This window comes from Novosphingobium sp. Gsoil 351, assembly GCF_009707465.1.
In the GTDB taxonomy this organism is placed as follows: Bacteria; Pseudomonadota; Alphaproteobacteria; order Sphingomonadales; family Sphingomonadaceae; genus Novosphingobium.
Genome location: NZ_CP046120.1, coordinates 2361258 through 2376068, shown reverse-complemented (window position 1 = coordinate 2376068; position 14811 = coordinate 2361258). Strand labels below are relative to the sequence as shown.

General features: G+C 67.2%; 12 protein-coding genes and 1 pseudogene. 4 read left to right on the top strand and 9 right to left on the bottom strand.

Annotated elements, in window-relative coordinates:
- Positions 1-19: 19 nt before the first annotated feature.
- The 4 genes and pseudogenes from holA to GKE62_RS11435 form a co-directional block, all read right to left on the bottom strand.
- Positions 20-1060 carry a DNA polymerase III subunit delta gene (gene holA / locus GKE62_RS11450; RefSeq protein ID WP_154692356.1) on the bottom strand — a complete coding sequence of 347 codons (1041 nt, stop codon included), beginning with the start codon at positions 1058-1060 and terminating at the stop codon, positions 20-22.
- A 10-nt stretch (positions 1061-1070) separates the two neighbouring features.
- Complete coding sequence (gene lptE, locus GKE62_RS11445; RefSeq protein ID WP_154692355.1) at positions 1071-1574, bottom strand: LPS assembly lipoprotein LptE; 504 nt, start codon at positions 1572-1574, stop codon at positions 1071-1073.
- Positions 1571-4109 (bottom strand): annotated as a pseudogene (gene leuS, locus GKE62_RS11440) (leucine--tRNA ligase). Before leuS ends, lptE begins: the two are co-directional and overlap by 4 nt.
- 133 nt (positions 4110-4242) lie before the next feature.
- The gene (locus tag GKE62_RS11435) at positions 4243-4710 is read right to left on the bottom strand and encodes a DUF3576 domain-containing protein (RefSeq protein WP_154692354.1); all 468 of its coding nucleotides are present in this window, start codon (positions 4708-4710) and stop codon (positions 4243-4245) included.
- 336 nt (positions 4711-5046) lie between these two features.
- Between GKE62_RS11435 and GKE62_RS11430 the strand changes: the two genes are divergently transcribed.
- The 3 genes from GKE62_RS11430 to GKE62_RS11420 all read left to right on the top strand — a co-directional run bounded on the left by GKE62_RS11430 (position 5047) and on the right by GKE62_RS11420 (position 6967).
- Positions 5047-5850, top strand: coding sequence for a hypothetical protein (locus tag GKE62_RS11430; protein WP_230206659.1), 804 nt, complete (start codon positions 5047-5049; stop codon positions 5848-5850).
- Between the two features lie 109 nt (positions 5851-5959).
- On the top strand, positions 5960-6682 hold the full coding sequence (gene phbB, locus GKE62_RS11425; RefSeq protein ID WP_154692353.1) for an acetoacetyl-CoA reductase: 723 nt from the start codon (positions 5960-5962) through the stop codon (positions 6680-6682).
- 36 nt (positions 6683-6718) lie between these two features.
- Positions 6719-6967: a ribbon-helix-helix domain-containing protein gene (locus GKE62_RS11420; RefSeq protein WP_154692352.1), complete on the top strand. Its 249-nt coding sequence runs from the start codon at positions 6719-6721 to the stop codon at positions 6965-6967.
- Here GKE62_RS11420 and chrA read toward each other — a convergent pair.
- On the bottom strand, positions 6947-8266 hold the full coding sequence (gene chrA / locus GKE62_RS11415; RefSeq protein WP_195908359.1) for a chromate efflux transporter: 1320 nt from the start codon (positions 8264-8266) through the stop codon (positions 6947-6949). The genes GKE62_RS11420 and chrA overlap by 21 nt on opposite strands.
- 155 nt (positions 8267-8421) lie before the next feature.
- Positions 8422-9705 (bottom strand): UDP-N-acetylglucosamine 1-carboxyvinyltransferase, encoded by a 1284-nt coding sequence (gene murA, locus GKE62_RS11410; RefSeq protein WP_154692351.1) that lies wholly within the window; start codon positions 9703-9705, stop codon positions 8422-8424.
- A 79-nt stretch (positions 9706-9784) separates the two neighbouring features.
- Between murA and galU the strand changes: the two genes are divergently transcribed.
- Entirely contained in the window at positions 9785-10660 is an 876-nt protein-coding gene (gene galU / locus GKE62_RS11405) for a UTP--glucose-1-phosphate uridylyltransferase GalU (RefSeq protein ID WP_154692350.1), read from the top strand.
- 29 nt (positions 10661-10689) lie between these two features.
- On the opposite strand, the gene GKE62_RS11400 is transcribed toward galU, so the two are convergent.
- The 3 genes from GKE62_RS11400 to GKE62_RS11390 all read right to left on the bottom strand — a co-directional run bounded on the left by GKE62_RS11400 (position 10690) and on the right by GKE62_RS11390 (position 14704).
- Positions 10690-11733, bottom strand: coding sequence for an MBL fold metallo-hydrolase (locus tag GKE62_RS11400; RefSeq protein ID WP_154692349.1), 1044 nt, complete (start codon positions 11731-11733; stop codon positions 10690-10692).
- A gap of 116 nt (positions 11734-11849) precedes the next feature.
- Complete coding sequence (locus GKE62_RS11395; RefSeq protein WP_154692348.1) at positions 11850-13157, bottom strand: cytochrome P450; 1308 nt, start codon at positions 13155-13157, stop codon at positions 11850-11852.
- Positions 13157-14704, bottom strand: a complete 1548-nt coding sequence (locus GKE62_RS11390; RefSeq protein ID WP_154692347.1) for an acyl-CoA synthetase — start codon at positions 14702-14704, stop codon at positions 13157-13159. The genes GKE62_RS11395 and GKE62_RS11390 overlap by 1 nt, the downstream gene beginning before the upstream one ends.
- Positions 14705-14811: the final 107 nt, after the last annotated feature.

Below are 14811 nucleotides of genomic sequence, written 5' to 3'. Positions count from 1 at the left end.
CGCCGCCGTCTTCACCGACCTACCGGACCCGCTCCACGGCGGCCGCCGCCCGGGCGATTTCGGTTAGGCCCTGGGCTAGCAGCAACCCGGCGCTCTGGCTGTTGGCCATAAGTTCGCGATGTAGCGCCACGAGCCGTTCGACCAGCCGGGTCAACCGCTTGCCGCGCCAGCGGCGCAGCTGGTTGGTGAGATCGGGCGCGTCGCGGAAGAACACCCGGCGCGCCTGGCGTTCGCTCTCCATGAAGCGCTGGACATCGCCGCGCGGCCCCATCCGCGCCGCAAGCTGGGCGAGCTGCGCCGCCCGTCGCTCGAACGCCAGGAGCAGACCCACCGGATTCAGCGACAGCTCGCGCAGCCGCGTCAGCTCGGCCGACAGGCGCCCGACATCGCCGCCGAGCACGCAATTGACGATCGGCATGAATCCGTCGTCCTCGTTCTTCGCCCCGATCGCGTCGAGCGCCTCGGCATCGGCGGTCCTTGGCGCCTGCGGCCCGGCGTCGAGATACAACGCAAGCTTTTCGATCTCGCTGCGCGCCATCCGCGTGTCGAGCGCACAGGCCTTGGCGATCCGTTCCGCCAAGGCGCCATCGATCCGCACCCCCGCCGAATCGGCCATCGTGCGCACCGCCTGCGCCACCGCGGGCAGGTCGGGAGCGTAGAACATCGCCACCAGCGCATCCTTGCGCTCGGCCAGCAGCTTGGCCACGCGGCTCTTATCGGTCGCCGAGGTAGCCACGATCAGCACCGGGCAGGCCTCGACTTCGTCGGCCAGGAGGTTCTCCACCGCCTCGCTGGTCTCGTCGCCCGCGGTGCGGACGAAAATGTAGCGCGCACCGCCGAACAAGGAAGTAGAGCGCGCCTCGTCCGAGAGCAGCACCGGGTCCTTGCGCAGATCCGCCCCGGCAAGTTCGACCCGCTCGATCCCGGCTGGCAGCAGCGCGACGATCGCCTGTGCGGCATCGTGAGCGCCCGCCTCGTCGGGTCCGCAGAAATAGAAGGTCCGGCATTCGCGCGCGGCCCGCGCGGCGGTGGCGGCGAAGTTGGCCTGGGTGGCTTTCATCGTGCGGCCTTCACTTGCTGGCGCTATCTCCGCCTGAACGCAGCCGCAGCGAAACTTTGGTGACGATCTGATCGGCGACCACCCGCGCCAGATTCTCCAGCGCGGTCTGCTCGGCGGCGATCGTCGCGTATTCGGAACCGACCACGTCGATCCCCGCGTCCGACCCGGCAGTGGCATCGAGCAGGACCTTGCCGTCCTGCGCGTCGACCAGCTGATAGCGCGCGCGCAACGTCCGCCGCTCGCGCGCGATGGTGTCGTTGCCGAGCAGTCCGAGACCTTCGAGCTTGTCGTCGAGACGGACTTCGAGCCGGTAGCGCGCGCCGGTCGCGCCTGCGGTGCCGAGCCGGTCGATCAGCGCATTGCGCACCAGCCAACCCTGCTGGCCCTCGATCGCCGGCACCGCCACGTCGGCGAGCGAGCGCGCAACCATCCCATTGCCGCCGCCCGCGTACATCGGCTGGAGACCGCACGAGCACAGGAAAAGCGCGGCGGCCGGGATTGCGAGCCGCTTCATGCGACGAGGTTGACCAGCCGGTCGGGCACCACGATCACCTTCTTTACCGCCGCTCCATCCAGCGCACGCTGGACCTTGTCGCTGGCCAGGGCAAGCGCCTCCAGGTCTTCGCGCGGGGTGCCCTTGGCGACGGTCAGCGTATCGCGCAGCTTGCCGCGGACCTGAACCGCGACGGTGACCTCGTCCTCGACCAGCAGCGCCGGATCGACCGGCGGCCAGGCGGCGTCGGCGATCAGGCCGGCTTCGCCCATCTGCGCCCAGGCCTCTTCGGCAAGATGCGGCATCATCGGCGCGGCGAGCAGCAGCAACGTGCGGATCGCTGCCGAGCGGCTGGCCGAGGGCGCGGCCTTTTCGATCGCGCTGGCGAGACCATAGATCTGCGCTACCGCCTTGTTGAAGCCGAGCGCCTCGACGTCCGCGGCGACCGCTGCGACCGCCTGGTGCTGCTTGCGGTCGAGTGCGACGTCGCTGCCGGTCGCCGCGACGTCGTATTGTCCGCAGAGCCGCCAGACCCGCTGGACGAAGCGCCAGCAGCCTTCGATCCCCTGCCTCGGACCACGGCAGGTCGCGCTCGGGCGGGCTGTCGGAGAGCATGAACCAGCGCACCGCGTCGGCGCCGTATTTGGCGACGATCTCGTCCGGATCGACCGTGTTCTTCTTCGACTTGGACATCTTGATGACCCGGCCGATCGCTACCGGCCCACCGTCCGCACGCAAGGTCGCGCCATCGCCCGATCGCTCGACTTCGCCGGGGCTGAAGAAAATTTCGCGTCCGTCGACGTCGCGAGAGTACGTCTCGTGCGTCACCATCCCCTGGGTGAACAGACTGGCGAACGGTTCGGCAAAGTCGATCAGGCCGATGTGCTGCAACGCCCGCGTCCAGAACCGGGCATAGAGCAAATGGAGGATCGCGTGCTCGATCCCGCCGATGTATTGCTCGACCGGCAGCCACTTGGCCAGTTCGGCGCGGTCGAACGGCTTGTCCGCGGGTTGGCTGGCGAAGCGCAGGAAATACCAGCTCGAATCGACGAACGTGTCGAGCGTGTCGGTCTCGCGTTCGGCCGGCGCGCCGCATTTGGGGCAGGCGACGCGCTTCCAGGTGGGGTGGCGGAGCAGCGGGTTGCCGGGCGTCTGGAAATCGACATCCTCGGGCAGCACAACCGGCAACTGGTGCTTGGGCACCGGCACGATGCCGCAAACGGCACAGTGGATGAACGGGATTGGCGTGCCCCAGTACCGCTGGCGGCTCACCCCCCAATCGCGCAGCCGCCATTGGGTCTGGGCCACGCCCCAGCCGTCGTGCTGCGCCCTGGCGATGACCGCGCGCTTGGCCTCGTCGACGGTCATCCCGTCCATCCAGTGCGAATTCACGATCCGGCCCGGCCCGGTGTAAGCCTCGTCACCGGTGAACACCTGGCCGGTGTGCTCGCCATCGGCGACGACACGATGCACCGGCAGCTCGTACTTGCGCGCGAAATCGAGGTCGCGCTGGTCATGCGCTGGGCAGCCGAACACCGCCCCGGTGCCGTACTCCATCAGCACGAAGTTGGCGACGTAGACGGGCAGGTGCCAATCCGGGTCGAGCGGGTGGGTAACCGACAACCCGGTAGCGAAACCCATCTTTTCGGCGGTTTCGAGTTCGGCGGCAGTGGTCCCGCCGCGTTTACAGGCCGCGATGAACGCGGCCAGTTCGGGCGCGTGCTCGGCCAGCCGTGTCGCCAGCGGATGCTCGGCGGCGATCGCCACGAAGCTCGCGCCGAACATTGTGTCGGGGCGCGTGGTGAACACCTCAATGCCTTCCGAGCTGTCGGTGAGCTTGAAGGTGCAGCGCAACCCCTGGCTCTTGCCGATCCAGTTCTCCTGCATCAGCCGGACCTTGTCGGGCCACTTGTCGAGGCTGCCCAGCCCATCGAGCAGTTCGTCGGCAAACTGGGTGATCCTCAGGAACCACTGGCTGAGCTTGCGCTTCTCGACCGGCGCGCCGCTGCGCCAGCCGCGCCCGTCGATCACCTGTTCGTTGGCCAGCACGGTCTGGTCGACCGGGTCCCAGTTGACCGCCGATTCCTTGCGATAGACCAGCCCCGCGGCGTAAAGATCGAGAAACAGCGCCTGTTCGTGGCCATAGTACTCGGGCTCGCAGGTCGCCAGTTCGCGGCTCCAGTCGAGAGCGAAGCCGAGCCGCTTGAGCTGGGTCTTCATCGCCGCGATGTTGGCCCGGGTCCAACCGCCGGGGTGGACGCCCTGCTCCATCGCCGCGTTCTCGGCCGGCATTCCGAACGCGTCCCAGCCCATCGGGTGGAGCACCGCGTGCCCGCGCATCCGCTTGTAGCGCGCCAGCACGTCACCCATCGTGTAATTGCGAACGTGGCCGATATGAATCCGCCCCGAGGGGTATGGAAACATCTCCAGCACGTAGCTGTGCGGGCGGTTGTCGTCGGCGCCGCTCGCGGAATCGGCGCGAAAGGTCTGGCCAGCGTCCCACGCGGCTTGCCAGCGCGGGTCGGCGGCGGCGGGATCGAAACGTTCGCTGGTCATCTCAGTCACCCGGACCCGTTCGTGCTGAGCAATCGAAGCACCGTCCGCTGCCTCGCGCCTCGTGCGCAACTGCCAGAAGGAGAACGGACCTTCGACAAGCTCGGAACGAGCCGGGTCTCGGCAGCCCCGTCGCTCAGCCCCTGACCGCGGAGCGCCGCAAATCGCGCGCCTTGGTCAGGATAATGTCTTCCAGCTTCTGGACGGTCGCGGCCTGGACCGGGGCATCGACCCAGCCCCCGCCTTGCGCCACCTGACGGCTGGCTGCGACGCGCACCGCGTCGGCGCGCAAATCCTGGTCGAGGATCGAGACGGTGACCTTGACCCGCTCCGAGGGATTGTTGGGGTTGGCGTACCAATCGGTGACGATGACCCCGCCGTTGCTGTCGGTCTGGACCAGCGGCATGAACGACAGCGTTTCCAGGCTTGCGCGCCACAGATAGCTGTTGACCCCGATCGTGGTGACCTTGCTTGCCGCCAGATCGGCCTTGGGGCGTCCGCCTCCGCCACCGCACGAGGCGAGCAAGGCTGCCGCCGCGACGACGCCGAGCGTACGCCAGGAAAGCGCACGCGAAACTGGGGCAAAGGTTCGGCTGGTGGTCACGCGCTGGAATCCTGCTCTTTGGTGGGCGATCAAGCGCGGCACAATACCGCGTGTCGCTGGCTTCGGGGGCGCTCTATCATCGCTCGCGCGCGGGCGGCAAGCCCGTTCGCCCGAAGGCCTTCTTGGGCGTTCCGCGGGTGAACGGTGAATGAACCTTGCGGCGAGTCTGTGCGTCTTGGGCAACACCTTATGCCGAAAGGGTCGAACGGTCGGGAAAATGTGGATTTTTCGGTTGAAAAGGCTATGTCAGAGACACCACTATAGGTGCGTGGCGAATCCGGGAACGATCCCGGCGATTCGCGGTAGAAGCCGGAACGGGGACTGAGGGCAAAATCGATGCGCGGGCAAGGTCGTCAGGGCAAGGCAGGAGGGCGGGCGCTGGGCGCTGTCGCCGCCGGTGCGCTGGCTTTCGGCCTGCTGATGCATCCCGATGTCGGCAATGCGTTCTCGAGCGGATTCGATTCGCGCCCGGTCAGCCTGTCGGCGCGCGGCAGCATCGGTTCGTTCACTCCAGCCTCGGTCGATCCGCGGATGGCGGCGCGGGTCAGCATCAATCGCCTCGCCAACAGCCCGCTGTTCAAGTTCACCCCCGCGGCCAGCGACGGCCGCGCCAATCGCGCGGTGACTGTTGCGGTTCGCGTGGATAGCGAGACCGCCCGGGCCGTAGCGATTCGCCAGGCGCTCGCAGCCGCCGCGGCGCAGCCGGGTATGGCCGCGGTGCGGATCGTTCCGGGCGGATTCAACCTGGGTGTCGCCCGCGGATACGAAAGCTTCGCGCCCAAGCTGGCGCCCAAGTTGGCCGGGGCGATCGTTGCGCCCGAGATCAAGAAATTCGACAGCATGCCCGACCTTGCCGCGTTCGCTGGGGGCGCAGGCAAGAACCGAACCGCCGGCGGCGATGCCCCGCGCTTCGCCCCGCGCGTCGCGCTCGACGAGACCGCCAAGCCTGGGCGCGCACCGCGAACGCTAGAAGGCCAGGGCGATTATTCGGTCGATGTCGGCGGCAGCTATCGCGTCGCCCGCAACCTCGCGGTTACCGCTGGTGTCCGCTATTCGTCCGAGCGCGACCGCGTCGCGCCGCTGACCGACGCCACGCAGGATAGCCAGGCGGTCTACGTCGGAACCCAGTTCCGCTTCTAGGCAGCGTTGCTATTTAGGCCGGGTCTTGCGATTTCACGTCGCTCGACTTGCTCCCTTCCCTCGCATTCCCTAGCGTCATCCCGGCATAACCAAGCTTGGGAGACTGTTGATGGGCCGTGTGGCAATCGTGACCGGGGGTACCCGCGGCATCGGCGAGGCGGTCAGCCTCGGGCTCAAGGCGCACGGCTTCACCGTTGTCGCCAACTATGCGGGTAACGAGGAAAAGGCGCGCGCCTTCACCGAAAAGACCGGGATCAAGGCCTACAAGTGGGATGTCGGCGACCATCAGGCCTGCCTCGATGGCTGCGCCCGGGTGGCCGAAGAGGTCGGGCCGATCGACGCGGTGATTAACAACGCCGGGATCACCCGCGACGGCACGCTCCACAAGATGAGCTTCGACGACTGGAACGAGGTGATGCGGATCAACCTTGGCGGGTGTTTCAACATGGCCAAGGCGACATTCCCCGGCATGCGCGAGCGCGGCTGGGGACGGATCGTCAACATCGGCTCGATCAACGGCCAGGCCGGGCAGTACGGCCAGGTCAACTACGCCGCCGCCAAATCGGGCATCCACGGCTTCACCAAGGCGCTGGCGCAGGAAGGCGCCAAGTTCGGCGTGACCGTCAACGCCATCGCCCCGGGCTATATCGACACCGACATGGTCGCCGCGGTCCCGCCGCCGGTGCTCGAGAAGATCGTCGCCAAGATTCCCGTCGGTCGCCTCGGCCAGGCCAGCGAGATCGCGCGCGGGGTCAACTTCCTCTGCTCGGAGAACGGCGGGTTCGTGACGGGTTCGACGCTGAGCATCAACGGCGGGCAACACATGTATTGAGGTAGGATCGATTTGAGCGGTAAACTAACACCGCTCATGACCACGCCCTACCACCCACCGCGCAAGCATTCGGTCGAGATCGCCGGGCACAAGACCTCGATCAGCCTCGAGCCGCTGTTCTGGGAAATCTTGCGCACCGCGGCCAAGCTGGAGGGCGTGCCGGTCAACGCCCTGGTCGCACGCATCGATGGCGAGCGAATCGCCAGCCCGACCCCACCGGGCCTCGCCAGCGCAATCCGCCTGTGGCTGGTCGGCTGGCTCGCTTCACGAATGCAGCAGGCCTAGTCCCAAACCCGCCAAGGCGGCCAGCGCGAGAGTGAGGAGCACGCCGCGATTGAAGCGGAACAACAGCAGCGCCGCGCCAATCGCGATCAGCCCCGCGCGCCAGTCGAAGCTTGCCGGATCGGGCAAACCCGAGGGCAACATCCGCGCGAACAGCACGTGCAGTGCGAACCACAGCGCTAGATTGGCGATCACCCCGACCACCGCGGCGGTGATCGCCGCCAGCGCCGCTTGGAGCCGCGGCACCCGCTCGAGCCGGTCCATCCACGGGGCGCAGGCGAAAATCCACAGGAAGCACGGCGCGAACGTCACCCAGGTGGTCAACCCCGCGCCGAGCACTCCCGCCATCACCGGGGTGAACGGAGCGGGATCGCGAAACGCGGCGAGGAAGCCGACGAACTGGGTGACCATGATCAGTGGCCCGGGGGTCGATTCGGCGAGCCCCAGCCCGTCGGCCATCTCGCCAACGCGAAGCCAGTGCAGGTTCTCGACCGCCTGCTGCGCCATATAGGCCAGCACCGCATAGGCCCCGCCGAAGGTCACCACCGCGAGCTTGGAAAAAAACGCGCCGATGTCCCACAGCACGTGCCCGGTCCCCAGCGTGACCGCGATCAGCGCCATCGGCGCGGCCCAGATCGCCAGCCATGCGGCGATCGTGCCGAGTGTCGCCGCCGCGACGCGCCGCCGCGAGGCAGGTGCGGTTTCCAGCGGAGGCGCCTTGAGCTTGCCCAGCCAATCGGGCCGCCAGGCGTGGACCAGCGCACCGGTCGCCGCCGCAGCCAGGATCACCAGCGGAAACGGGGCGTGAAGCAGGCTCAGCGCAACGAACGCCAGCGCCGCGAGCGCCAGCTTGAACCGTGTCCCCAGCGCGCGCTCGCCCACGCGGATCAGTGCCTGCGCGACCACCGCCAGCACCGCCGCCTTGATCCCCAGGAACAGCGCCGCGAACCAGCCAAGCCCGGCCGCCGCGACATAAAGCAGCGATAGCCCGAGCATAACCGCCGCGCCGGGGATGACGAACAGCATCCCCGCCGCCAAACCGCCGCGCACCCCGTGGAGCCGCCAGCCGATCCACGTCGCCAGCTGCTGCGCCTCGGGTCCGGGCAGCAGGTGACACAAGTTGAGTGCGCGCAGGAACGCGCCCTCCTCGACCCACCCGCGCTCGTCGACGATCTCGCGATGCATCAGCGCGATCTGTCCCGCCGGGCCGCCGAAGCTGAGGAAGCCGACGCGGGTGAACACACGAAGAAGTTCGCCGAAGGTAACGGCCGAGGGCGAAGTAGCGATATCGTGGGAAGTCATGCGCGCTCCCGCAGGTGGCGCGACCACCCGCTGTCAAAAGCGCGACGCTTGGGCGCGGACGCCTGGACGGGAGGCCGCTTCGTCCCGTTCCGTCAAACTACGGCCAAGCGACGCCGGCGGCAACAAAGGCGTTCTATCAATCGGCCAATCGCAGATCAGTCGCCGCCGACCCGCTCCACGTCCGCGCCGAGCAGCGCCAGCTTTTCCTCCAGCCGCTCATAGCCGCGGTCGAGGTGGTACAGGCGGTGGACCTGCGTCTCGCCCGTCGCGGCGAGCCCCGCGATCACCAGGCTCATCGAGGCGCGCAGGTCGGTGGCCATCACTTCGGCGCCGTGCATTCCAGCCACTCCGTGGACGATCGCGGTGCGTCCGCTGGTTTCGATCTGCGCCCCCATCCGGTTGAGCTCGGGGACGTGCATGTAGCGGTTCTCGAAGATCGTCTCGGTGAGCACGCTGGTGCCCTCGGCGCGGCACAGCAGCGCCATCAACTGCGCCTGCATATCGGTGGCGAAGCCGGGATAGGGTGCGGTCGAGAGATTGACCGCCTTGAGCGCTCCGTTGGCAGCGACGTGCAACCCACCCTTGACCGCCTCGACCTGGACCCCGGCGTTGCGCAGCGCGTGGCTGGTCGCGCTCATCTCCTCGGGCCGCGCGCCGGCGAGCGTGACCTCGCCCCCGGTGATCGCCGCGGCGCAGGCATAGCTGCCCGCCTCGATCCGATCGGGCATCACCCGGTAGGTCGCGCCGTGGAGCCGCTTGACCCCGTGGATCGTCAGGTCGGACTGGCCGATTCCCTCGATTTCCGCGCCCATCGCCACCAACAGGTTGCACAGATCGACGATCTCGGGCTCGCGCGCCGCGTTGCGCAGGCGGACCGTCCCGCTGGCGGTTGCCGCGGCCATCAGCGCGTTCTCGGTAGCGCCGACCGAGATCACCGGAAAATCGAACTCGCCCCCGGGCAGTCCGCCATCGGGCGCGATCGCGCGGACATAGCCCGCCGCCATCTCGATCTGCGCGCCCATCGCCTCCAGAACCTTGAGATGAAGGTCGATCGGGCGATTGCCGATCGCGCAGCCACCGGGCAGCGACACGGTCGCCTCGCCCATCCGCGCCAGCATCGGGCCGAGGACGAGGATCGAGGCACGCATCTTGCGGACCAGCTCGTACGGCGCAACGCTGCTGGTGATCCGCGTCGCCTCGAACGTCATGACCCGGCCGAAATCCTCGGGCCGCGAACCGGCGATCGAGGTGGATACCCCGAACTGGTTCATCAGATGCTGAAAGCCGTCGATGTCGGCCAGCCGCGGCAGGTTGCGCAGGGTCAGCGGCTCGTCGGTCAACAGCGCGCAAGGGATCAGGGTCAGCGCCGAATTTTTGGCGCCGGAGACCGGGATCGTGCCGCTCAGCCGCTTACCGCCGTGGATGATGATCTTGTCCATCAGCGGCGTTTAGCGGGAATTGGACGGCGGACAAGCGGGGCGGTTGACCCCGCTCCGCGAGCCGTTACCAAACCGCGCCATGAGCGAACGCAAGCCGATCCGCAAAGCCGTGTTCCCCGTTGCAGGACTTGGCACCCGCTTTCTCCCCGCGACCAAGGCGATCCCCAAGGAGATGTTGCCGATCATCGACCGGCCGCTGATCCAATACGCGGTCGACGAGGCGCGCGAGGCTGGGATCGAGCAGATCATCTTCATCACCGGACGCGGCAAGACCGCGCTGATCGATCATTTCGACATGGCCTTCGAGCTCGAGACGACGATGCGCGAACGGGCCAAGGACTTGGCAGCACTCGAGCCGACGCGAATCCAACCGGGTAACCTCGCCACCGTGCGCCAGCAGGTGCCGCTCGGCCTCGGCCATGCGATCTGGTGCGCGCGCGGGATCGTCGGCGACGAACCCTTCGCGATCCTCCTTCCCGATGAACTGATGATCGGCGCGCCCGGCTGCATGAAGCAGATGGTCGAGGCCTATCATGAAGTCGGTGGCAACCTGATCAGCGTGCTTGAAGTCCCGCACGAGGAGGTTTCGAGCTATGGGGTGATCACCCCAGGGGCGCGAAACGGCGCGCTTACCGAAGTGCTCGGCCTCGTCGAGAAGCCGAGGATCGAAGACGCCCCGTCGAACCTGATCGTCTCGGGCCGCTACATCCTCCAGCCCGAGGTGATGCGCACGCTCGAAGGCCAGGAAAAGGGCGCGGGCGGGGAAATCCAGTTGACCGACGCGATGGCGCGGATGATCGGCGCCCAGCCGTTCCACGCGGTGACCTTCGCGGGCAAGCGCTACGACTGCGGCAGCAAGATCGGCTTCATCGAGGCCACCCTGGCGATCGCCCTCGAGCGCGACGACTTGCGCGGCGAGGTCCGGGCGATGGCGACGCGGTTGCTGGCCTCGTAAGGCGGGCCCCACAGGCCGCCGCCGCCCGTTCAGGTGCTCGGCGCGGCCTCCACCGGGTGGCCCCGTTCACGCCAGGCCGCCATGCCGCCGTCCAGCGCGGCGGCGCGTTCGAAGCCCAGCTCGCGCAAGGTCGCCGCAGCGAGGGTCGAAATCTTGCCGAACTCGCAGATCGCGAGAATCTCGACGCCGGGATCGGGCAAGGCGTCGTTGACCCTCAGCTCGAGCTGGCCGCGCGGCAGATGAACCGCCCCCGGGACATGGCCCGCGGCGAAGGCGTCCTTTTCGCGCACGTCGAGAATGATGAAGTCGTTGGCGCGCTTGTCCAGGCGCAGCCGCAATTGGTCCATCGACATGAACGGCACGCGAGCGCCCGCCTCCGCCAGCATCTGGCGCACGGTCTTGCCGCCCGACATGTTGGTCCGCAACGCCTCGGTCAGATGCGTCGGGGCCGAGAGGTTGAGGCCGTTCATCAGTTCGACGAAGACGCCGCGCTCGGACTGCGCCAGTCGCGGATTGCCGGCGCGTTCGTCCCCGATCGTGGAATGATCGCGCCCCTTGTAGTCGTGTGCCGGGAAAACCAGCGTCTCGTCTGGCAACGACAGCAGCTTGCCGAATAGGCTGGCGTGAAGCTGCTCGGGATCGCCGCTCGGCAGGTCGCTGCGCCCGGTCCCGCCGATCAGCAGCGTATCGCCGGTGAAGACATGGCCGGCGACATAGATCGCCATCGAATCGCGGGTGTGGCCGGGGGTGTGCAGAATGCGCAGACGCAGCGCGCCGAGCGGCAGCGATTGCTCGTCCTCGACGCGCAGATCGACGTACGGTGCCGGCGCGAAGCGGTGCATGACGATCGGCGCGCCAAGTTCACCGCGCAGCGCGCGCGCGCCGGAAAAATGATCGGCGTGGGTGTGCGTGTCGATCACGTAACGCACGCGCAAGCCCTGCTTGGCGATCTCGCCGAGGTAGCGGTCGACCTGGTCTAGCGCGGGATCGATGATCGCCGCGGCGCAGCTCTCCTCGCAGCCGATGATGTACGATTTGCAGCCTTCACCGTCACGAAAGGAGGTGAGCAACATCGCTCAGGGCCGAATCCGCGCCGCGCCGTCGGTCGAGTCGGTCACGCTGCGTCTCCCGTGGATGGGGTGCGACGATCCGGGCGATACCACGCGCCGATTCGGAGGGAAAGGGAGCGCTAGACGGAAACGGCTGCCTCGATCCTCAGCGGCAGCGTCTTGAGCCCGCCGACGAACGTCGAATTGGCGCGCTTGGCATCGCCCGCGGGTTTGACGCTATCGATCCGGTCGAGCAGCACTTCGAACAGGATGCGCATTTCCAGCCGCGCCAGATGCAAGCCAAGGCACTGGTGCGCGCCCGCGCCGAAGGCGAGATGGCGGTTCGGGCTTCTTGCCGCATCGAACCGGCGCGGGTTCTCGAACACCGCGGGATCGTGGTTGGCGGCGACATAGTTGATCATCAGCCAGTCGCCGGCCGCGATTGGCACCCCGGCGATTTCGGTATCGTTCGCGCTCATCCGCATGAAGTGCTGGACCGGGGTGGTCCAACGGATCGCTTCCTCGACGATGCCTGGAAGCAGGCTGCGATCGGCCTTTACCCGCGCGAACTGTTCGGGATCGCGCGACAGCGCCAGCATCGCCCCGGCGGTCGAGGCCGATGTCGTATCGTGTCCCGCGGCGGCGAGGATGATGTAATAGCCGGCGAGCTCACGCGGGTTGAGCGGTTCGCCGTCGACGGTGGCGTTCGCCAGCACGCTGGCGACATCTTCGGTCGGGTTCGCCCGCCGCGCTTGCGCGATCCCGTCGAAATAGCGCTCGAAGTCCTGCACCGCCCCCACCACGATCTGGAGGAGTTGTTCCGGCGGCAGATCGGCGACGCCGGACTTGTTGAGATCTTCGTCCTGCCCGCCGAACATTTGCTGGGTAAGGAACAGCATCCGCGGCTCATCCTCCTCGGGCACGCCGAGGATCTGCATCACCACGTGGAGCGGATAGGGCGCGGAGACCTCCTTGACGAAATCGACCTCGCCGCCCGCCGCGATCAGCCGATCGACGGTGCGATGCGCCAGATCGCGGATGTCGGCCTCGATCCGTGCCAGGTTCTTCGGCATGAACCAGTCCTGGGTCAGGCGGCGCAACTTGGGATGGATCGGCGCATCGAGCGAGACCAGAGAGCTGACCAGGTTGGGGCTGCCCCCGGTGACCGCGCGGGCCAGCGCCTCGCCCGCCTTGCTGGTCAGCACGGTCGGTCGCGGCGCGTTGAGGAAGCCCGCGTTGTCCTTGGAGATCCGCATCACGTCATCGTAGCGGGTGACCAACCAGAACGGCTCGATGCTGCCGTCGGCGAGTTCGATCCGCAGCACCGGGGTTTGGCTCCGAATCGTATCGAACAGGTCGAGCAGCGGGTCCCACGCGGCGTAGGACTTGGGGTCGATCACCGCGCCGGCCACCTCGGGTGAGGCGGCCGGCGGCACTATCGCGGCCATCAAGCGGTCTCTTTGGCGGCTGCCGCCCAGTAGGCGTCGCGCAAGTGGCGCTTGTAGAGCTTGCCGGTGGCTTCGCGCGGCAACTGTTCCATGAAATCGATCTGCCTGGGCAGCTTGAGCCGCGACAGTTGCGAGGCAAGGTACGCGCTCAATTCCTCGGCGAGCGCCGGCCCCGCATCGGCCATGTTGAGTGGCTGGACCACCGCAATCACGCGCTCGCCCATGTCCGGGTCGGGTCCGCCTACCACCGCCGCGTCGGCGACCTTGGGATGCGTAACGAGCAGGTTCTCGATCTCCTGCGGATAGATGTTGACCCCGCCCGAGATGATCATGAAGCTCTTGCGGTCGGTGAGGAACAAGTAGCCGTCGTCGTCCACCCGGCCGACATCGCCGAGACTGGTCCAGCCGTGCTTGTTGCGGCTCTCGGCGGTCTTGACCGGATCGTTGTGATATTCGAACGGTTTCACCGACGGGTCGGTCGGCTCGAAGAATATCTGTCCCTCGGCGCCAGGCGGGACCTCGTCTCCCTGTTCGTCGCAGATGTGGAGGATGCCCGACAGCGCCCGCCCGACCGAGCCGGGCTTGCCCAGCCATTCAGGACTGGTGATGAAGGTCGATCCGTTGCCTTCGGTTCCGGCGTAGTATTCGTAGAGCACCGGACCCCACCATTCGATCATCGCGTGCTTGACCGGGACCGGGCAGGGAGCAGCAGCGTGGATTGCGCATCGGATGGTGGAAATGTCGTACTTGGCGCGGATTGCGTCGGGCAGCTTGAGCATCCGTACGAAATGCGTCGGAACGAACTGTCCGGCCGTGATCGCATACCGTTCGATCGTCGCCAGGGTGGCTTCCGCATCGAACTTTTCGAGTACCACGACGGTGGCACCGAGCCGCTGAAGGGTCATCGACCAGCGCAGCGGCGCGGCATGATACAGGGGCGCGGGGGTCAGATAGACGGTCTGGTCGGACAGGCCGTAGGCCTGGGCGACCAACTGGGCGAGGAGATTGCCGGCGTCGATCGCGGGATCGTCGGGCAACGGCAACTTGACCCCCTTGGGCCGGCCGGTGGTGCCAGACGAATAGAGCATGTCGGTACCCGCACGTTCGTCGGCGATCGGCGTGCCCGGCATCGCGGCGATCGCGGCCTCGGCGCTCGCTTCCCCGGCGGTATCGAATCGCAGCTGTGGAATTTGCGGCGCAATCCGCACCAGCTCGTCGAGCGTTGGGGCGAGATAGGCCGATCCGAACAGCAACAACGCACCGCTGTCCTCGAGGATGTAGGCGATCTCCGCGGCCGTCAGGCGACTCGAGATGCCGACATAGTGGACCCCGGCGCGCTGGAAGCCCCAGGCGAGGCACAAGAACCACGGATGGTTCTCGAGGCACATCGCCACGGTATCGCCGATACCGATCCCGCGCGCACGCAGCAACTGGGCCACCTGGTTCGATCGCCGGTCGAGTTCGGCATAGCTGATCGTCTCGCCGCTCCCCGCCATGATGACCGCGGGTTTTTCCGGATTTGTGCGCGCGTGAACCGACGGGTGCATGATCTCTCCAGTTTCGATGCGCGCTTCGAGCCGCGATTCAGGAGAGGTTTAATCGTTCGATTAAAGTCAGCCAAGGATAAAGGTGCTGGCAGGCTTCGGCGGGCACG